The sequence below is a fragment of the Bradyrhizobium sp. LeoB3 genome, from assembly GCF_055456055.1.
In genome coordinates, this window is sequence record NZ_JBVBEF010000001.1 from 576083 (window position 1) to 595182 (window position 19100).

Here is a 19100-nt window from a genome sequence, read left to right on the forward strand (position 1 = left end):
CTCCAGCCGTTGCGGAGATTATTTGCAGCGGCAAGTCATGCCGCGGCGGGAGCCTGAAAAGCGTGAAAGTCATCATCCTCGGCAGCGGCGTCATCGGCGTCACGTCAGCCTATTATCTCGCGCGCGCCGGTCATGAGGTGACGGTTGTCGACCGCCAGCCCAAGCCTGCGCTGGAAACCTCTTTCGCCAATGCCGGCGAAGTCTCGCCCGGCTACTCTTCGCCATGGGCCGGTCCCGGCGTGCCGATCAAGGCCATCAAATGGCTGTTGATGAAGCACGGTCCGCTGGTGGTTCGCCCGAAGCCCGATCCCGCGATGTGGATCTGGCTGCTCAAGATGCTGCGCAACTGCACCGCGGAGCGGTACGCGGTCAACAAGAGCCGGATGATCCCGATCGCGGAATATAGCCGCGACTGCCTGCGCGCGTTGCGCAGCGAGATCGGCATCCACTATGACGAGCGTTCCCGCGGCACGCTGCAATTGTTCCGCTACGCCGCCCAGCTCGACCACACCGCCGATGACATTGCGGTGCTCAAGCAATATGGCGTTCCGTTCGAGGTGCTCGATCGCGAGGGCTGCATTGCCGCCGAGCCGGCGCTCGCCGCGGTGAAGGAGAAGATCGCCGGCGGACTGCGGCTGCCGCAGGACGAGACCGGCGATTGCCACATGTTTACGCAGGCTCTGGCGCTCGATGCCGAAAAGCTCGGCGTGCGCTTCGAATTCAACGTCGCCATCGATGGCTTGATCGCCGACGCCTCGCGCGTCACCGGCGTTGCGACCAGCAAGGGCGTGCTGCAGGCCGACGCCTATGTCGTCGCGCTCGGAAGCTGGTCGCCGCGACTGCTCAGGCCGCTCGGCATTTCGCTGCCGGTGTATCCGGTGAAAGGCTATTCGATCACGGTGCCGATCGTAGATGCCAGCGGCGCGCCGGAATCGACTGTCATGGACGAGAGCTACAAGGTCGCGATCACGCGGCTCGGCGACCGCATCCGCGTCGGCGGCACCGCAGAGATTTCAGGCTATTCCGACAAGCTCTATGCCGCGCGTCGCGCGACGCTCGATCATTCGCTAATGGATCTGTTTCCGCGTGGCGGCGATCTTGCCAAGGCGACGTTCTGGAGCGGCCTGCGCCCGATGACGCCGGATGGACCTCCGGTGATCGGCGCGACAAAATACGGCAACCTCCATCTCAACACCGGCCATGGCACGCTTGGCTGGACCATGGCCTGCGGCTCGGGCAGGGTGCTGGCAGACCTCTTGTCCGGACGCAAGCCGGAGATCGATGTGAGCGAGCTGTCGATCACGCGCTACGATCACCGGTTCGGGTGATTTCCCTCCCTCATTGCGAGGAGCGAAGCGACGAAGCAATGCACGTCTCCGCTTTCGGCGCGACGGATTGCTTCGCGGAGCCTGTCATCGGGCGCGCGTTCGCGCGACCCGTTGGCTCGCAATGACGGTGTGCGCGGTCAACGCTTTCGTTTGACTGCCTTCTTCGCCGGCTTCGGCACCGCCACCGTCGCCTTCTGCGCCGGTTGCAGGCGCAGTCCGTCAATGAACACATCCAATAGCCGCAGCACGGTCGATTGCCAGCCTGCCTGGTCGTGCATGTAGCACAGGCCGATCAGCGCGCGCAGGACGTCCTCGGCGCTGATATCGGCCCGGATCTCGCCGGCGGCGACGGCGCGGGCGAGCAGCGCGGCGATCGACTTGGTCAGTCGGTCGAGCGAATAGGCGTGAAGCTCAGGCGAGCCGTGCGCGACCAGCGCCAGCGCCGCCGCCATGCCCTTCTTGGTGGCGACGAATTGCACGTTGGCATGCAGCCAATGCCGCAGCGCTTCGACCGGATCGGTCTCCTCATGCAACTGCTCCGCGAGGTCGCCGAGCTGATCCACCTCGCGCCGATACACTGCTTCGTACAGTGCTTCGCGCGTCGGAAAGTGACGGTAGAGCGTTCCGATGCCGACGCCGGCGTGCCGTGCCACAGCCTCCAGGCTGGCCTCGGGACCACCAGCGCTGAACACGGCTTTCGCCGCTTCCAGCACGCGCTCCCGGTTGCGCACGGCATCTGCGCGTGGCTTGCGAACTATTCCTGCGAACTGACTGACCATCAGATTTGTGATTTCCCCTCCCTTGTAAAACGGAGGATGCCTCCGTATATGCGATGAGTACCCGGCCTGCAAAGGTCCGCCGATCAACACATTGGCGGACGCCGGCGGCGCATTACCACTGTAACAATTCCACCATAGCACTGATCGGAGCCCTGCATGAATTTCTCCATCAGCCTCACCGTGAACGGCGTGCGGCGGGAGATCGAGCTCGACGACCCTCGCGTCACCCTGCTCGATCTGTTGCGCGAACGTCTTGATCTGACCGGCACCAAGAAGGGGTGCGACCGCGGCCAGTGCGGCGCCTGCACCGTCCTGGTCGACGGGCGGCGCATCAATTCCTGCCTCGCCTTGGCGGTGAGCCAGGACGGCGCCGACATCCTCACCATCGAAGGTGTCGCGCATGGCGACCAACTCCATCCGGTGCAGGCCGCCTTCATCGCGCATGACGCCTTTCAATGCGGCTTCTGCACGCCCGGACAGATCATGAGCGGAATCGGACTGATCACCGAAGGCCAGGCCGGCGATGATCCCGAGCGCGTGCGCGAAGGCATGAGTGGCAATCTGTGCCGTTGCGGTGCCTATGCCGGCATCACCGAAGCCGTGCTTGAGGCCCAACAAACTCTCGCGAACTCCGAACAGAGGCGCTCCGCATGATGAAGTTCGATTACGTCAGGCCCGCCACCATCGCCGAGGCGGTCGCGGCCGCGTCCGAGAAGGGCGCCACTTATCTTGCTTCCGGCACTAATCTGCTCGACCTCATGAAGGGCGGTGTCTGCCATCCGAGCCGGCTGGTCGACGTCACGCGCCTGCCGGGGCTGGACCGCGTCGAATATCTTGCCGACGGCGGCGTCCGGATCGGCACGCTGGTCCGCAATGCAGATCTCGCGCATGATGCGGAGTTCGCCCGCGCCTTTCCGTCAGTGGCCGAGGCGCTGCTGTCGGGCGCTTCCGCGCAGCTTCGCAATGCCGCGACTGTCGGCGGCAACGTGCTGCAGCGGACGCGCTGTGCCTATTTCTACGACGCCCCCAGTGCCTGCAACAAGCGCTGGCCCGGCGCCGGCTGCGATGCACGCCATGGCGAAAACCGGCTGCATGCCGTGCTCGGCTGGAGCGAAGCCTGCATCGCCACGCATCCTTCCGATTTTTGCGTCCCGCTGGTTGCGCTGGATGCAGTCGTCGAGATCGAGGGCAAGAGCGGGCGGCGCGAGGTCGCGCTCGAGGCGCTGCACCGCCTGCCCGGCGACACGCCGCAGCGGGAGACTTTGCTCGAGCGCGGTGATCTGATCGTCGCGCTGCGGCTGCCGGCGGAGGCACGCGGCTTTGCCGCGCATGCACGCTATATCAAGGTTCGCGAACGCACCTCCTATGCATTCGCGGTCGTATCGGCCGCCGCGAGCCTGCGGCTGGAGCAAGGTCTGATCCGCGAGGCACGGCTCGCGCTCGGCGGCGTCGCGGCAAAGCCCTGGCGCGCGCGGGCCGCGGAGCAGAGTCTTGCCGGCGTTACGCCCGATGCTGCGGGCTTCCGCGAGGCTGCGCGCATCGCGCTTGCCGATGCAAAGCCGTCCGGCGACAACGCGTTCAAGATCGAACTCGCAGAGCGTATCGTGGTGCGGGCGTTGACACTCGCCACCGCGGGCACGCCGGCGCGCATTCCCGCGCTTCCCGGCTCTCCCTTCTCATCAGGAGTGCGCCATGTCGCTTGAGCTCACCCGCGATCCTGCCCATCTCAGGCACGGCTCGAATATCGGCCAGCCGCTGACCCGCCGCGACGGCGTCCTGAAGGTCAAGGGCCAGGCCCGCTATGCCGCCGACAATCACCCGGCGGGCATGCTCTATGCCGTGATCGCCGTCTCCACCATCGCGCGCGGCCGTGTGACCTCCCTCGATGTCGATGCCGCCAAGCGCTATCCCGGCGTCGTCGACGTGATGACGCCCTCGCACAAGCCGCCGCTTGCCGAAGATCCGGACGGCAAGCCCAATCCTTTCGCATTCAAGATGGAGCTCCTGCAGAACGACGAGGTGCGCTATGCGAACCAGGCGATAGCGGTCGTGATCGCCGAGACGCTGGAAGCCGCGACCGAAGGCGCGGCACTGCTGTCGCCGCAATATCACATCGAGTCCGCGCGGGTCGGCCTTGATGGTGCCGAGAGCTATGTGCCGCCGGTGGTCGGTATCGGCAATCCGGCCGAGGTCCGGCATGGCGATGTCGATGCTGCGCTCGCCGGTGCATCGAACCGCATCGAGGCGACGTATGAAACGCCGGCGCAGTATCACAATGCGATGGAGCCGCACGCGATGGTCGCGGCCTGGGACGGCGACAAGCTCTCGATCGATACGCCGAGCCAGGGCATGGCGATGGCACAGATGCGGCTCGGCGGATTGCTCGGCATTCCGCCTGGCAATATTCATATCCGCAGCCCGTTCCTCGGCGGTGGTTTCGGCTCGAAGGGACTGGTCTCCGGGCCGCAAGTGCTGGGCATCATGGCGGCCAAGCTGGTGGGACGTCCGGTCAAGCTCGTGCTGCGCCGTGACCAGATGTACGGCCCGGTCGGCCATCGTCCGCCGACCCGGCAGACGCTGCGCATCGGCGCCGACGGCGAAGGTCGCCTGACCGGGATCGATCATCACGCCAAGGTCACGACCAGCACGTTCGATGATTTCTACGAGCCGGCCGCCGACGCCTCGCACACGCTCTATGCAAGCCCCGCGATCAAGACCTCGCATGAAGCGGTGCGCGTCAATACCGGCACGCCACTGTTCATGCGCGCGCCGGGAGAGGCGACCGGCTCGATCGCGCTCGAGAGTGCCATCGACGAGATCGCGGTGGCGTGCGGAATGGACCCGCTCGATTTTCGCCTGAAGAACTACGCCGAGGTCGAGCCGATCTCCGGAAAGCCGTTCTCCTCGAAGGCGCTGCGGCAGTGTTATGCCAAGGGTGCCGAACGCTTCGGTTGGGCAGGGCGTCCGCTCGCGCCGCGGCAGATGCACGACGATGATGGTTTCCTGGTCGGGTGGGGCATGGGCACCGCGACCTTTCCGGCGCTGATGTTCCAGGCGCAGGCGCGCGCCGTGATCCGCAGCGACGGCTCCGGCGTGATGGAGACCGGCGCGCATGACATGGGGCAGGGCGCGTGGACCGCGCTCGCCCAGATCGCGGCAGACGGACTCGGCCTCGGCATCGACCAGGTCGAATTCAGGTCGGGCACGTCGGATCTGCCGGACGCGGGCATTGCCGGCGGCTCGGCCCATACCGCGACCGCCGGTGCTGCGATCCACAGTGCCGGCGCGGCGGTGATCACAAAGCTCGCCGATCTCGCGACCAATGACCAGCGCTCGCCGCTGTTCGGCGCCGGCAATGCCGGCGTGATCGCGCGGGAAGGGCGGCTGTTCCGCCGCGACGATGAAGCGCGCAGCGAGAGCTATGCCGACATCCTCACGCGCGCCGGCGTCGCCGAGATCGAAGCCAGCGGTGGCGGCGCGGCCGATCCGGCAGCGCAGTCGAACTATGCCATGCATGCGCATGGCGCTGTGTTCGCGGAGGTGAAGGTCGATCCCGAACTCGGCCAGGTCCGCGTCACGCGCCTGGTTGGCGCCTTTGCAGCCGGCCGCATTATCAATCCGCTGATGGTGCAGAGCCAGCTCTTCGGCGGCATGATCTGGGGCGTCTCGTTCGCGCTGCACGAGGAAGCCGTGATGGACCACCGTTCCGGCCGCATCCTGAACGCGAACCTCGCCGAGTACCATATCCCTGTGAATGCCGATGTGCCGTCGCTCGATGTGCTGACGGTCGACGAGCACGATCCGCATGTGAATGCGCTCGGCATCAAGGGCGTCGGCGAGATCGGCGTCACCGGCAGCGCCGGTGCGGTCGCCAATGCGGTATGGCACGCCACCGGCGTTCGCGTGCGCCGCTTCCCGATCCGGATCGATGATCTTCTGACGCGGCTTTAGAGTACAGCCGCGTCAGCGTCCCTGGAACACCGCAGCCCGCCGCTCGATGAAGGATTGAATGCCTTCGCGGGCGTCGGCGCTGTTCAGGACGCGTTCGCGGATCGACGGGATAAAGGCGATCGCAGCGGCCTCGCCGCCCTCGATATATTTCGCGGCTGCTTCCTTGCTCGCCTGGATGCCGAGCGGCGCGTTGCGCGCGATCGCGGCGGCAAGCTCCATCGCGCGGGCGATCTGCTGGCCCGCCGGCACCACTTCCTGGACCAGGCCGATCTCGCGGGCGCGCTGCGCCGTGAATTCGTCGCACAGGAACAGGTGATACATCGCATTGCCCCATCCGGTGCGCGACAGGAAGCGGAAATGTGCGCCGCCGAGGGGCGCGATTCCGCGCTTTGCCTCCATCTGGCAGAACCGGCTGTCATCGGCGGCAACGACGATGTCGCCTGCCAGCATCAGCTCTATGCCGATCGTGAACACGATGCCTTGGACTGCCGTGACGATCGGTTTCCTGCAGCGCTTGGAAAGGCCGAACGCGTCGACATTGCCCTCCTTGATGTTGCGCTTCTCGGCGGTGGGACCGAAGAATTTCGGCATGTCGAGACCTGCGGTGAAATCCTTGCCTTCGGCGCAGATGACGCCGACCCAATAGGTCTCGTTGTTGTGCAACTCGGTCACCGCGTCCGAGAGCTGCTCCATCATCGCGGGCGAAAAGGCGTTCTTCTTGGCCGGGTTGTCGATGACGATCTTGAAGATGTGGTCGTGTGCTTCAGTCCGGATGCTGCCTGGCGTGGTCATGTACCCTCCCTTTCGTTGTCAGCATTCGTCATCGCGCCACTCTCGTCCGGTCGCCTATGACGCCTGACATAGCTGCATATCGGGGCTGGCTATGTCAAGTGTCATAGTCTAGTCTGGATCGACGAATCCGAGAGGCAAGGATGACTTCCAGCACGAGAGCAAAGATGGTGGCGGGAGCGGCCGACCTCTTGAGCCGCCGTGGCGTCAACGCCACCAGCATGCGCGAGGTGGTCCGCCATACCGGCACGCCGCGCGGCTCGATCAGCCATCATTTTCCACGCGGCAAGCAGCAATTGATCGAAGATGCGATCGTCTATGCCGGCGCACAGGTGAGCAAGCCGCTGGAGCAGTTCACGCGCGAGCGCGGCACGATCGATGGCTTGCGCGCCTTCATCGCATTGTGGCGAAAAATTCTCGAGCGCAGCAGGTTTCAGGCCGGTTGCCCGGTGCTCGCCGTGGCGGTCGAGCAATATGTCTCCGACGCCATGGACAATGCGGGAGCGCCGGACGAAGCCGCGCAGCGCCACTTGCTCGATCTCGCCGACGGCGTGTTCGCGGACTGGCAGCAGATCATGATCGCCGCGCTGCGCCGCGACGGCGTGACGCCGGCCCGCGCGCGGCGGCTGGCCGCGCTGGTCGTCGCCTCGATCGAGGGCGCGCTCGCGCTGTGCCGCGCCGCCCGCAACGCGCAGCCGCTCGACGATGTCAGGCAGGAACTCGAAGCGGTACTGTCGGCGGCGATATCGGGTTGAATTGAGCCGATGAGATGAGATCGAGTTGGTGCTATGCGGGAGGTGCAAAACCTCTCCCCATCGGGGAGAGGTCGGATCGCATCGCAAGATGCGATTCGGGTGAGGGGCTCGAGTGCCCATGAGAAACCGTAACCCCTCACCCGGCGCTGCGCGCCGACCTCTCCCGATGGGAGAGGTGAAGAGAGAGACATCAACCTTCCGCCACCGCTTCGCTCCAGGCGTGGAACGGCTCCGCGGCGCCGCTGTTGCTGGCGCCGTCGCGCAGCACGACGCTGGGGCAAGCGAATTTCAGCGGCATCGTCTGCATCCGCGCTTCTTCATAGTCGAACCGTGCGCGCAGCGCCTCCCGCGCCGCTGGTGGCAGCCGCGCATCGCCGATCACGATTGCGCCTTCGCTGGCGTCGATCCTCGGCTGATGGATCGCGGCATCGAGGTTCATGCCGAAATCCATCACGAAGGAGAGAAGCTGCGTCACCGCCGGAAGAATCCGCCGGCCACCTGAGGCGCCGACGGCGAGGCGCCGGCCGTCAGCAGCCTGCGCCACGACCGGCGTATAGTTGGTCAGGCAGCGCTTGCCCGGCGCCAGCGAATTCGGCGTGCCCGGCGTCGGATCGAACCACATGATGCCGTTGTTCATGGTGATGCCGGTCTGTGGCGTCACGAATTTGGAGCCGAAGGTCGACAGCAGCGTTTGCGTCACCGCCGCCATGTTGCCATCGCGGTCGACGACGGAGAAATGCGTGGTGCAGGCGGGCGCGACCGCTTCCGCGCCGAGCGAGCGGCGGCCATCGGCATCGCCCATGCCTTGCAGGCGTTCGCGATAGGCGGTCTGCAGCGCCTGTGCGTAAGCCGTGTAGGCGGCGGCCTCCGGGGAGGGCGAGGGTTGGACGCTCTGCTGCAGCAAACGCAGCGTATGCGCGAGCGTCGGCCCTGCGGTCAGTTCGGGCGTCGCATAGACGTAGCCGCCGCGATAGGGGATGCGCAGCGGCTCGCGCACATGCGCGCGGAACGCAGCCAGATCCTCGACCGACAGTGCGCCGCCGCTGTCCCGGATGTCGGCGGCGATGCTGCGCGCCAGGCCGCCCTCATAGAAGTCGCGCGGTCCTTCGGCGGCAAGCTGCGCCATGGTTGCCTTCAGCCGGTCCTGCGGCAGCCGCACCACCGACTTGATGCCCCATTGCGCATTCGGCGGCAGGCCATCCTGCAGATAGGCGGCCGCGCTCGCCGGATAGCGGCGGAGGTCGGCGGCTGAACTCGCGATCATCAGCGTGGTCCACCAATCGACCAACAGGCCTTCGCCGGCAAGATCGACGCTCGGCTTGAGCAAGTCCTTCCACGGCAATTTGGCATGGCGGCGATGCGCCTCCTCCATGCCTGCCACCACGCCGGGCACCGCGACCGAGCCGGGGCCATGCAGGTTGCGGTCGTCCTTCACCCGCGCCCAGGGAAACAGGTCGGAAGCGGTGCCGTCGCCGGTCAGCGGATAGTCCTCGATGCGAAGGCTGTTCGGGGCCCGCATGCCGTAGTCGATCACCTCATAGCGGTTTTCGCGGGCGCGGTAGAGCACCATGGCGCCGCCACCGCCGATCCCGCTCATCCAGGGCTCCACCACGCCGAGCGCAAAGGTGGTCGCGACCACGGCATCGACGCAATCGCCGCCCGCCGCCAGCACGGCCGCGCCGACCTCGGCAGCCCTTCGCGATTGCGCGGCGACGATGCCGCCCTTGGAGGTGACGGCCGGTTTGCGGATCTGCTGGGTGTTGGAGAACTGGTCGGACATTGCGGTGTTCAGGCCTTCGCAGGGAGGGATCGAGGAGGCCTAGCATGCCGGGCACCGCAGGGTTAGGCAACCAGCCGCCAGATCGGAGGTTCAGGCCGAATCCGCATAGGTGGTGAGCTGTCAATCCTTCTCGGTTCAATCGGTTCGCATCGAGGAGATGCTTTCGTTATTCCGACCATTTCGAGTTCAGGATGACGTCGCAGAAATTGATCCGGTGGTAGGTCGGGTCGCGCAGCGCCAGCACGTCCGCCTTGACGTTGCCGAAAGTCGTCTGCGGCTTCTTGATCGTGCCGGCCGCAAACGCATCGATGATGCCGTTCTTGAAGTCGTGGCCGCGCGGATGGTGGGCGCAGACCTCATGGCGCTGTGCGGCCGTGAAGGAGTCAAAATCCAGCCCCAGCACATCCATCTCGACGCCGGCCGTCACCAGCGCCACCACCGGCCGCTTGTGCTGCGGGATGCCTGGCGTGGTGTGCAGCGCGATCGCGTCCCAGACGTCCTCGACGTCGCGCTCATTGATGCGATGGGCGCGGAGGAAGCTTGCGGCGGCATTGGCGCCGTCGACCTCGAAACGCTCGCTTGTGCTGGCATAGGGTGCCTGCAAGCCCATGTCGTGGAACATCGCGCCGACATAGAGCAGTTCATGATCGACCTTCAGCCCGCGACGCTGCCCGGCCAGCGCGCCGAACAGGAAGACGCGATTGGAATGGTGGTAGAGCAGTTCGGATTCGGTGTCGCGAACCAGTTCGTCGACCTCGCGCGCCAGCTTGCTGTCGGGAACGGTGATACCGGCAATGATCCTGGTCATGATCTGATGTCCTTATGGTCTTGGTGAATAGCTCACCTGACAATTGACGCTTTACGTTGGCGCGAACAACGCCGCCGATCCCTGCGAAACCGTCAAAACACCATGCTTTTCTGCCGATGGCGTTCGTGCAAGAAGCCGCTGGCTGAAATGCATGGCCGGCTGGCAGGATTGCATGCATAGTCATGGCGCGCATCCACGCGCATCAACTGGATTGTTGGTCGATGAAGGCGGTCGCGCTGGCTATCTTTCCGGGAGTGCAGGCGCTCGATGTCGCTGGCCCGCTTGACGTGTTCGCCGAGACTAACGCGTTCGTCGGAACGGATCGCGGCTACGTCCTCACGCTGATCGGTGCCGAACGGCAACCGTACCGCGCGTCTAACGGGATGTCGATCACGCCGGAGATGACGTTTGCCGATGCGGAGCAGGCGTTCGATCTCGCGCTGGTCGCCGGCGGACCGGCGCTTCCGACCACGCCGCCGGATCCACGGCTTGTCGACTGGCTTGGCGAGAGGGCCTCGCGCTGTCAGCAATATGGCTCAATCTGCACCGGCGCGTTCGCGCTCGGCCATGCCGGCCTGATCGACGGCAAGACGGTCACGACGCATTGGCAGAATGCGCCTAGTCTTGCCAGCCAGTTCCCGAAGGCGAAGGTCGAGTTCGATCGCATCTATCTCCGCGACGGGCCGCTGCTCACCTCGGCCGGCGTCACGGCAGGAATCGATCTCGGGCTCGCGATCGTGCAGGATGATCACGGGCCGGAAGTCGCTCTCGCGGTCGCCAAGCGGCTCGTCGTGGTGGCGCAGCGGCAGGGCGGGCAATCCCAGTTCAGTCCCTATCTCGTGCCGCCGGCCGAGAAGGATTCGCCGATCGCGCGCGTCCATACTCATGTGATGGCGCATTTGCGTGAGCGGAACGGTGTTGAGGTGCTGGCGCAGGTCGCCGGAATGAGCGCACGCAGTTTTGCGCGCGCGTTCAAGCGCGAGACCAATGTGACGCCGGCCGAATTCGTCGAAAGCGCGCGCGTCGATGCCGCGCGCAACCGCCTCGAAGGCTCCGACCTTGCGCTGAAAGTGGTCGCGCATGAAAGCGGCTTTGGCAGCGCCGAGCATATGCGCGTCGTGTTCGTCAAGCGCCTCGGGATCACGCCGAGCCAGTACCGCGCAAGCTTTCGCAAAGTCTGACCCGCCCCGTTCTGCGCGGGTTTCGCAGCCAATTCGGAAGAATGTCTCGAAATCCGTGCGAATCCGAAAGAGTCCGCAGGCTCTGGAAAGATACGCTCTGAGATGCACGGTATCGCAACCGTCGAGGACGGCCCGGAAGCGCTGCGGCCGCCGACCAAGAAACAAGGATGGCACGAATGCTCAAGTCCACGCGCCCCGAATTGCAGAGCCCGACCGACCTCAAGGCCGAGGCGACTCGCGATATCTCAGCCGCGCTCAGCGCCCTGCTGGCCGATGTGTTCGCGCTCTATGTCAAGACCAAGAACTTCCACTGGCATATGTCGGGCAGGCACTTCCGCGATTACCATCTTCTGCTCGACGAGCAATCCGACCAGATCTTCGCGATGACCGACCCGATCGCCGAACGCGCGCGCAAGATCGGCGGCACCACGATCCGCTCGATCGGTCAGATCGCACGCCAGCAGCGCATCCTCGACAACGACGCCGACTATGTCGATCCGCAGGACATGCTCGCCGAACTGGGCAGCGACAACCAACAGCTCACGCGGGAGATGCGCCAGGTTCACAATGTCTGTGACGAATATGGCGACGTCGCCACCGCGAGCTTGCTGGAAAACTGGATCGACGAGACCGAGCGCCGGACCTGGTTCCTCTATGAGGCGACGCGGAACAGGAACTCCTGACCTGAGCCGTGTAGCCCGCCGCGAATTCGATGCCGAACCCGAGCTGAGGTGATCATGGCCGCCGATGGTGCTTTCATCGAACGAACCGGCCTGAACTGGCGGGGCGGCCGCGCGAGCTCTTCGTCGCGAGCGGTGGCGGAAGAGACCGCCATCGCGCTGACCTTCGACGGATCGACCTATGCCGTGATGATGGCGACGCCTGCCGATCTGAAGGATTTCGGCGTCGGCTTCGCCGTGACGGAGGGCATCGTTGCCCGCGCTGAGGAGATCAGGAGTCTCGATCTGATCGAGACTGATCTCGGCATCGAGGTCCGGATCTGGCTTGCAGAAAATCGGACCGCGGCCTTGTTCGCGCGGCGCCGTGCCTCGGTGGGCCCCGTCGGTTGCGGTCTTTGCGGCATCGAAAGCCTGGTGCAGGCGAGGCGCGCGGTTCCCAGGGTGAAGAAGGACGCGACGTTCGATGCCCGCGATCTCCTGGAAGCCATGGGTGCGCTTCCCTCGCTGCAGGACCTCAACCAGAAAACCCGCGCCGTGCATGCGGCCGGTTTCTGGCAGGCCGATGGCGGCGTCGGCCCGGTGCGCGAGGATGTCGGCCGCCACAACGCGCTCGACAAGCTCGCCGGCGCACTGATCCGCCACAACAGGTCGGTCTCGAACGGCGCCATTCTGCTCACGAGCCGCATCTCGGTCGAGATGGTGCAGAAGACCGCCATGATCGGTGCGCCCGTCATCGTCGCCGTTTCCGCACCGACGACGCTCGCGATCAAGACCGCTGACGAAGCGGGGATCACCTTGATCGCCATTGCGCGCGACGACGGCTACGAAGTGTTCACGCATCCCGACCGTGTTGTCTTCGCGCCGGGAATGCGTCGCCGTTCCGTTGAGACAGGCGATGGCTTTGCGACGGCGTGAATGCTTTCGCGGCCTCGGCCAAAGTGAACATTATCGGCGATAGCGGCAAGCGTAGCCGTTTGTACTGATGTGCCTGTGCGCGGCCTTCCGCGCTGGCGCGTCGTTCTTGCTCGTGACGACGGAAATTCGCGAAAATTGTCGCAGCGCAGTGCTGACATGCAATTCCGTAAAAGACGTTCGTTTCAGGAAGCCTGTACGCGACCCCGCACGTAGCCTTGCCGCAACGCCGATGCTTGCTTTTCGAACCGCGCGTAAAGAGAGGCGATCATGAGTGACTTCCGCAAGGAAACCGACAGTCTTGGTGAAGTCGAAGTCCCCGCCGATAAGCTCTGGGGCGCCCAGACCCAGCGTTCGCTCGAGCACTTCAGCATCGGCAAGGACCTGATGCCGCGCGAGATGATCCAGTCCTATGCGATCCTGAAGAAGGCCGCCGCGAACGCCAACCATGCCGGCAAGCGGCTCGATGCCAAGGTCCACAAGCTGATCGTCCATGTCTGCGACGAGATCCTGCAGGGCCAGCATCACGACATGTTTCCGCTGCACGTCTGGATGACCGGCAGCGGCACGCAATTCAACATGAACGTCAACGAGGTGATCTCGAACCGGTGCTGCCAGCTCGCAGGCACGCCGCTCGGCAGCAAGCATCCGGTTCATCCGAACGATCACGTCAACATGTCGCAATCCTCGAACGACAGTTTTCCTTCCGCCATGTATATCGCGGCCGCCGTCAACGTGACGCAACGCCTTGTTCCGGCGGTGGAGGCCCTGCACGACGCGATCGATGCCAAAGCCAAACAGTGGGACGACGTGGTCAAGATCGGCCGCACCCACATGCAGGATGCGACGCCGTTGACCCTCGGCCAGGAATGGTCGGGCTATGCCGGCATGCTCGCCGATGACCTTGCGCGGATCGAGGACGCGCTCAAGGGCGTGTTTCGGCTGGCGCTTGGCGGCACTGCCGTGGGCACCGGCATCAATGCCGCGCCGGGCTTTGCCGAGGCCGTCGCCGCCGAGATCGCGCGCCTGAGCGGGTTGCCGTTCGTCAGTGCGCCCAACAAGTTCACCGTGCAGGGCGCGCATGATGCGCTGGTGCAGCTTTCCGGCACGCTGCGCACGCTTGCGGTCTCGCTCTACAAGATCGGCAACGACATCCGCCTGATGTCCTGCGGTCCGCGCGCCGGCTTTGCCGAACTGATGATCCCGGAGAACGAGCCGGGCTCCTCGATCATGCCGGGCAAGGTCAACCCGACCCAGGCCGAGGCGCTGACGATGATCGCGGTGCAGGTGATGGCGAACGACGTTGCGGTCGGGTTCGGCGGCGCCAGCGGCTATCTGGAGATGAACGTCTACAAGCCGCTGATGATCCACAACATCGCCCAGTCGATCACGATCCTGACCGACGGCTGCACGAATTTCCGCAAGTTCCTGGTCGAGGGCACCAAGCCCAACGAGAAAAAGATCAAGGAATATGTCGAGCGCTCGCTGATGCTGGTCACCGCGCTCGCGCCTGTGATCGGCTACGACAAGGCGTCGGCGATCGCGCACTACGCGATGGACAACGATCTCACGCTGAAGGCGGCGGCGCTGAAGCTCGGCTTCGTCAGCGAGCCGGAATTCGACCGCGTCGTCGATCCCGCCAAGATGGTCAAGCCCTATGTGGCCCAAGGCAACGCGCCGGTCAAAGCCGGCACACCGACGAGCTGAAGGAGCGCAGCATGATCAGATGCGTCAGGTTATGGACCGGTGAGGACAGCAATTCGCATTTCGAGGATGGGCTCATCGAGCTCGAGCCGGGCCAGCGCGGCGATTGGCTCAGCAGCAAGGCCGACGCCGTCACCATCTCCTTCCAGGAGACGGCATCGGGCGGCGCGTTCGCCTGGCACACCGCGCCGATCCGCCAATTGGTGATCACGCTCTCCGGGACGCTGGAGTTCCAGACCCGCGATGGCGAGCACTTCCTGCTGCATCCCGGCGACATCCTGCTGGCGGAAGACACTGCCGGCTCCGGACATAGCTGGAAACTGACCGACAATTCATCCTGGCGCCGCGCCTATGTGGTGCTGCGGCCCGGTGCGCATGTGCCGTTCCGCTCCAAGGAGCAGCAGCCCGCCTCGGCGTGAGACGTTCAGGACAGCGATATCAACCCGGAAGGAGATATCCATGCAGAGCACCCCCACTGGTGAGCCGGACGTCGTCCTCATCGGCGCAGGCATCATGAGCGCTACGGTGGGCGTTTTCCTCAAGGAACTGGAGCCGCAACTCACCATCTCGATGTTCGAGGTCTTGGAGGATTGCGGGCTGGAAAGCTCGGACGCCTGGAACAATGCCGGCACCGGGCACGCCGCCAATTGCGAGATGAACTACACGCCGGAGCGGCCCGACGGCAGCGTCGACATTTCCAAAGCGCTGCAGGTCAATGTCGAATTCGATCTGTCGCGGCAGTTCTGGTCCTTTCTTGTCGGCAAGGGCGCGATCTCGGATCCGCGCTCCTTCATCCATCCGGTGCCGCATATGAGCTTCGTGTCCGGCGCCGACAATGTCGAGTTCCTCAGGAAGCGGTTCAAGGCGATGTCGGCCCATCATTGCTATGAGGGCATGGAGTACACAGAGGATCCGAAGCAGATCGCCGACTGGGTGCCGCTGGTGATGGAAGGCCGTAGTAGCGACGATCCGGTCGCTGCAACGCGGATCATCACCGGCACCGATGTCGACTACGGCTCGCTGACCCATCATCTGGTTCATCATCTCGTCAGCCAGCCCGGCTGCGCTGTCCACTACAAGAGCGCCGTCACCGATCTCATTCGCGATCAGGACAGTCGTTGGCGGATCGAGGTCCGCGATACCGACACTGGCGAGAAACGGTCGGTCAAGGCAAAGTTCGTGTTCATCGGCGCCGGCGGCGGCGCGCTGCCGCTGTTGCAGAAATCCGGCATTCCGGAAGGGAATGGCTATGGCGGCTTTCCCGTCTCGGGAATCTGGCTGCGCTGCGACGATCCCGCGGTCAATAAGCGTCACCATGCCAAGGTCTATGGCAAGGCTGCGGTCGGCTCGCCGCCGATGTCGGTGCCGCATCTCGACACCCGCGTCATCGGCGGGCAGCACTCGCTGTTGTTCGGGCCTTATGCCGGCTTCTCCAGCAAGTTCCTCAAGCACGGCTCGCGGCTTGATTTATTCGAGTCGATCCGGCCCGCCAACGTCGAACCGCTGCTTGCGGTGGCGCGCGACAATTTCGACCTGACCGAATATCTGATCGGGCAGGTGCTGCAGTCCGAGAGCCATCGGCTGGCGACGCTCGACCAGTATTATCCGAACGCTGATCCCAAGGACTGGCGGCTGCAGGTCGCAGGCCAGCGCGTCCAGATCATCAAGCCGGACGTCAAGCGCGGCGGACTGCTCGAATTCGGCACGGAACTGGTCGGCGCTGCTGACCATTCGCTGGTCGCGCTGCTTGGCGCGTCGCCGGGCGCCTCGACCGCGGCCTTCATCGCCATCAGCGTGCTGGAGAAGTGCTTTGCCGGCGAGCTCACGGCGAACGCCTGGCTGCCCAAGCTGAAAGAGATCATCCCCTCCTACGGCATATCGCTGATCGATGATGCGGATTTCTGCCGGCGCATCCGTGCGACCACCGCCAAAATTCTGAAGGTCGACAACATTCCACCGCCGGCCGCCACGCCGACCTCGGCAGCGCAACGGGCTTGAGAAGGCAGGAGACTTCCGATGGATGCCACAGCACTTCTCCTGTCACGATTGCAGTTTGCCTTCACCATCTCCTTTCACATCATCTTCCCGTCGTTCACGATCGGCCTGGCCGCGTGGCTGACCGTGCTCGAAGCGATGCACATGCGTACCGGCAAGCCGGTGTACCGGACACTGTTCGAGTTCTGGCTCAAGATCTTCGGCGTTGCCTTCGGCATGGGCGTGGTGTCGGGCGTGGTCATGGGATTCCAGTTCGGTACCAATTGGAGCGTGCTGGCCAAGATGTCGGGACCGATCCAGGGGCCGCTATTGTCGTACGAGACGTTCACCGCCTTCATGCTGGAGGCGAGCTTCTTCGGCATCCTGATCTTCGGCCGCAACCGCGTGCCGCCATGGTTCTATCTGTTCTCCACTGCCATGGTGGCGCTGGGAACGACGCTTTCGGCGTTTTGGATCATGGTCAACAATAGCTGGATGCAGGCGCCGGTCGGCTATGTCCTGGAGAAGGGACAGTTCGCGCCTGACGACTGGGTGGCGATCCTCTTCAATCGCGTGGTCTGGGTGCGCTTTCCGCACATGCTGATCGCCTCTTACCTGACCGGTGCGTTCTGCGTGGCGGCGACCGGCGCGTGGTACCTGATGCGACGGACCTATTACGTAGAGGCGCGGGTGATGCTGCGCATGGGCCTTTCGCTTGCGGCGGTGCTGCTTCCGATCCAGCTCTTCATCGGACACCTCGTCGGCGACTATGTCCACGATTATCAGCCGGCCAAATTCGCCGCGATCGAGGCCCGTTGGCACGACGAGCAGCCCGCCTCCGAAGTGCTGATCGCGGTCCCCGATTCGAGCACCGAGTCCAACAAATACGCGATCAGCATTCCCGTGCTCGGCAGCATCATCGGCAGCATGAGCTTGACGTCAAAGGAAGTCGGTCTGACGACATTCCCGCCAAAGGACCGGCCGCCGGTGATCATCCCGTTCTTCACCTTCCGCATCATGGTCGGCTGCGGTCTCGTGATGCTGGGGCTGGCCTGGCTCGGGACCTATCTCAGCCTCAAGCATCGGCTCGAGCGGAACCGCCTGCTGCTCTGGGGTATCTTTCTCAGCTTTCCGCTGCCGTGGATCGCGATCCTCACCGGCTGGTACACCGCGGAAGTCGGCCGTCAGCCCTGGGCCGTCTATGGCGTGCTGCGCACGGCTGATGCGATGACGCCGTTCCTCACCGCCTCCGCCGCGTTGACCACGCTGATCCTGTTCGTTCTGGTCTACGCCTTCATCTTTTCGTTTGGCACCTACTACATCTATCGCCTGCTGCGCGCCGGCCCGGCCGGAATTCCGACCACGGAGCCGCGCGAAGCGGCACCGAACCGGCCCATGTCGATGGCCGATCAGCCCCCGGTCGGCGCACGCAGCTACATCAGTGCAGGAGAATAGACATGGTGATGTTCTGGGTAGCGCTGCTCGCAATCAGTATCCTGATCTATCTCCTGCTCGACGGGTTCGACCTCGGCGTCGGCATGCTGTTCGGCCTGGCCAAGAACGAGAAGGATCGGGCCGAAATGCTGCACACGGTCGCGCCGGTCTGGGATGGCAACGAGACCTGGCTGGTCGTGGCTGGCGTGATCCTGTGGGGCGCGTTTTCCGCCGCCTATGCGATCCTGTTGTCGGCCTTCTACATCCCCGTCATCGTCATGCTGCTGGGATTGATCCTGCGCGGCGTGGCGTTCGAGTTCCGCAACAAGGCGCTGGCCTCGCGCTGGGTCTGGGATGTCGCCTTCTCCGGTGGCTCGCTTGTTGCGAGCTTCATGCAGGGCGCGATGGTCGGCGCGCTGGTCGAGGGACTTGAGTTCACCAATGGCGAATATTCCGGCGGCGCGCTCGGCTGGCTGACCGGCTTTGCCGTATTGTGCGGTATCGGCCTTTGCCTCGGATACGCGCTGCTCGGCGCCTGCTGGCTGGTGCGGAAGAGCGAAGGGGCGGTTCGCGCCACTGCGCGCCGCCAGATCCCGGTCCTTGCGATCGCCGTGCTGGTGTTCCTGATCGTCGTCTTCGCCCATGCACTCACCGAGAATCTTCCGATCCTGCAGCGGTGGACCGACAGGCCCTATCTGTTCGTGTTTCCGGCGATCGGTGCTGCGGCGGCACTGGTGCTTGCCACCAGCATCCTCCGCCACGACGATTACTGGCCGTTCCACATGGTGGCGACGATCTTCGTTACCGCCTTCGGGACACTGGCGCTGTCGTTCTGGCCCTATATGATCCCCTCTGTCATCACAATCGAGGAGGCGGCCGCGCCGCATTCCAGCCTCGCCTTCATGTTCTGGGGCGAGGGCTTGTTCGTGTTCCCGCTCATGCTGCTCTACATCGTGATCGGCTACCGCGTGTTCCGTGGTAAGGTCGGTCCCATGACCGATCATTACTGATGCGGCCTGAGCTCG

The 19100-nt window shown here is 64.5% G+C and carries 17 protein-coding genes; 13 read left to right on the plus strand and 4 right to left on the minus strand.

Annotation, left to right across the window (positions count from 1 at the left end):
• Positions 1-62: 62 nt before the first annotated feature.
• On the plus strand, positions 63-1328 hold the full coding sequence (locus ACZXDY_RS02600) for a D-amino acid dehydrogenase (RefSeq protein WP_464344348.1): 1266 nt from the start codon (positions 63-65) through the stop codon (positions 1326-1328).
• Between the two features lie 137 nt (positions 1329-1465).
• Here the strand turns inward: ACZXDY_RS02600 and ACZXDY_RS02605 are convergent, their stop codons facing one another.
• Complete coding sequence (locus ACZXDY_RS02605; protein WP_464344349.1) at positions 1466-2107, minus strand: TetR/AcrR family transcriptional regulator; 642 nt, start codon at positions 2105-2107, stop codon at positions 1466-1468.
• A gap of 156 nt (positions 2108-2263) precedes the next feature.
• Here ACZXDY_RS02605 and ACZXDY_RS02610 point away from each other — a divergent pair, with 156 nt between their 5' ends.
• The 3 genes from ACZXDY_RS02610 to ACZXDY_RS02620 are packed head-to-tail and all read left to right on the plus strand — an operon-like array spanning position 2264 to position 6058.
• Entirely contained in the window at positions 2264-2761 is a 498-nt protein-coding gene (locus tag ACZXDY_RS02610; RefSeq protein ID WP_464344350.1) for a (2Fe-2S)-binding protein, read from the plus strand.
• Entirely contained in the window at positions 2758-3810 is a 1053-nt protein-coding gene (locus tag ACZXDY_RS02615) for an FAD binding domain-containing protein (RefSeq protein WP_464344351.1), read from the plus strand. The genes ACZXDY_RS02610 and ACZXDY_RS02615 overlap by 4 nt, the downstream gene beginning before the upstream one ends.
• The gene (locus ACZXDY_RS02620) at positions 3800-6058 is read left to right on the plus strand and encodes a xanthine dehydrogenase family protein molybdopterin-binding subunit (RefSeq protein WP_464344352.1); all 2259 of its coding nucleotides are present in this window, start codon (positions 3800-3802) and stop codon (positions 6056-6058) included. Before ACZXDY_RS02615 ends, ACZXDY_RS02620 begins: the two co-directional genes overlap by 11 nt.
• 12 nt (positions 6059-6070) lie before the next feature.
• Here ACZXDY_RS02620 and ACZXDY_RS02625 read toward each other — a convergent pair whose 3' ends face one another.
• A complete protein-coding gene (locus ACZXDY_RS02625; RefSeq protein ID WP_464344353.1) occupies positions 6071-6850 on the minus strand; it encodes a crotonase/enoyl-CoA hydratase family protein in 780 nt (259 codons plus the stop codon).
• 140 nt (positions 6851-6990) lie between these two features.
• On the opposite strand from ACZXDY_RS02625, the gene ACZXDY_RS02630 reads away from it, so the two are divergent.
• Positions 6991-7602 carry a TetR/AcrR family transcriptional regulator gene (locus ACZXDY_RS02630; RefSeq protein ID WP_464344354.1) on the plus strand — a complete coding sequence of 204 codons (612 nt, stop codon included), beginning with the start codon at positions 6991-6993 and terminating at the stop codon, positions 7600-7602.
• A 190-nt stretch (positions 7603-7792) separates the two neighbouring features.
• On the opposite strand, the gene ACZXDY_RS02635 is transcribed toward ACZXDY_RS02630, so the two are convergent.
• The gene (locus ACZXDY_RS02635) at positions 7793-9382 is read right to left on the minus strand and encodes a gamma-glutamyltransferase family protein (RefSeq protein ID WP_464344355.1); all 1590 of its coding nucleotides are present in this window, start codon (positions 9380-9382) and stop codon (positions 7793-7795) included.
• A gap of 166 nt (positions 9383-9548) precedes the next feature.
• Positions 9549-10190 (minus strand): HD domain-containing protein, encoded by a 642-nt coding sequence (locus tag ACZXDY_RS02640; RefSeq protein ID WP_464344356.1) that lies wholly within the window; start codon positions 10188-10190, stop codon positions 9549-9551.
• Between the two features lie 221 nt (positions 10191-10411).
• Here ACZXDY_RS02640 and ACZXDY_RS02645 point away from each other — a divergent pair, with 221 nt between their 5' ends.
• The 8 genes from ACZXDY_RS02645 (at position 10412) to cydB (ending at position 19085) form a co-directional block, all read left to right on the plus strand.
• A complete protein-coding gene (locus ACZXDY_RS02645) occupies positions 10412-11371 on the plus strand; it encodes a GlxA family transcriptional regulator (protein ID WP_464344357.1) in 960 nt (319 codons plus the stop codon).
• Between the two features lie 176 nt (positions 11372-11547).
• A complete protein-coding gene (locus tag ACZXDY_RS02650; protein ID WP_028162143.1) occupies positions 11548-12054 on the plus strand; it encodes a Dps family protein in 507 nt (168 codons plus the stop codon).
• Positions 12055-12108: 54 nt separating this feature from the next.
• Positions 12109-12966 (plus strand): formate dehydrogenase accessory sulfurtransferase FdhD, encoded by an 858-nt coding sequence (gene fdhD, locus ACZXDY_RS02655; protein ID WP_051396524.1) that lies wholly within the window; start codon positions 12109-12111, stop codon positions 12964-12966.
• Between the two features lie 267 nt (positions 12967-13233).
• Complete coding sequence (gene fumC, locus ACZXDY_RS02660; RefSeq protein ID WP_464344358.1) at positions 13234-14670, plus strand: class II fumarate hydratase; 1437 nt, start codon at positions 13234-13236, stop codon at positions 14668-14670.
• Positions 14671-14681: 11 nt separating this feature from the next.
• Positions 14682-15086, plus strand: a complete 405-nt coding sequence (locus ACZXDY_RS02665) for a cupin domain-containing protein (RefSeq protein WP_028162145.1) — start codon at positions 14682-14684, stop codon at positions 15084-15086.
• A gap of 40 nt (positions 15087-15126) precedes the next feature.
• On the plus strand, positions 15127-16665 hold the full coding sequence (gene mqo, locus ACZXDY_RS02670; protein ID WP_464344359.1) for a malate dehydrogenase (quinone): 1539 nt from the start codon (positions 15127-15129) through the stop codon (positions 16663-16665).
• An 18-nt stretch (positions 16666-16683) separates the two neighbouring features.
• Positions 16684-18096 (plus strand): cytochrome ubiquinol oxidase subunit I, encoded by a 1413-nt coding sequence (locus tag ACZXDY_RS02675; protein ID WP_464344360.1) that lies wholly within the window; start codon positions 16684-16686, stop codon positions 18094-18096.
• Positions 18097-18098: 2 nt separating this feature from the next.
• Positions 18099-19085, plus strand: a complete 987-nt coding sequence (gene cydB / locus ACZXDY_RS02680; protein ID WP_464344361.1) for a cytochrome d ubiquinol oxidase subunit II — start codon at positions 18099-18101, stop codon at positions 19083-19085.
• Positions 19086-19100 lie beyond the last annotated feature (15 nt).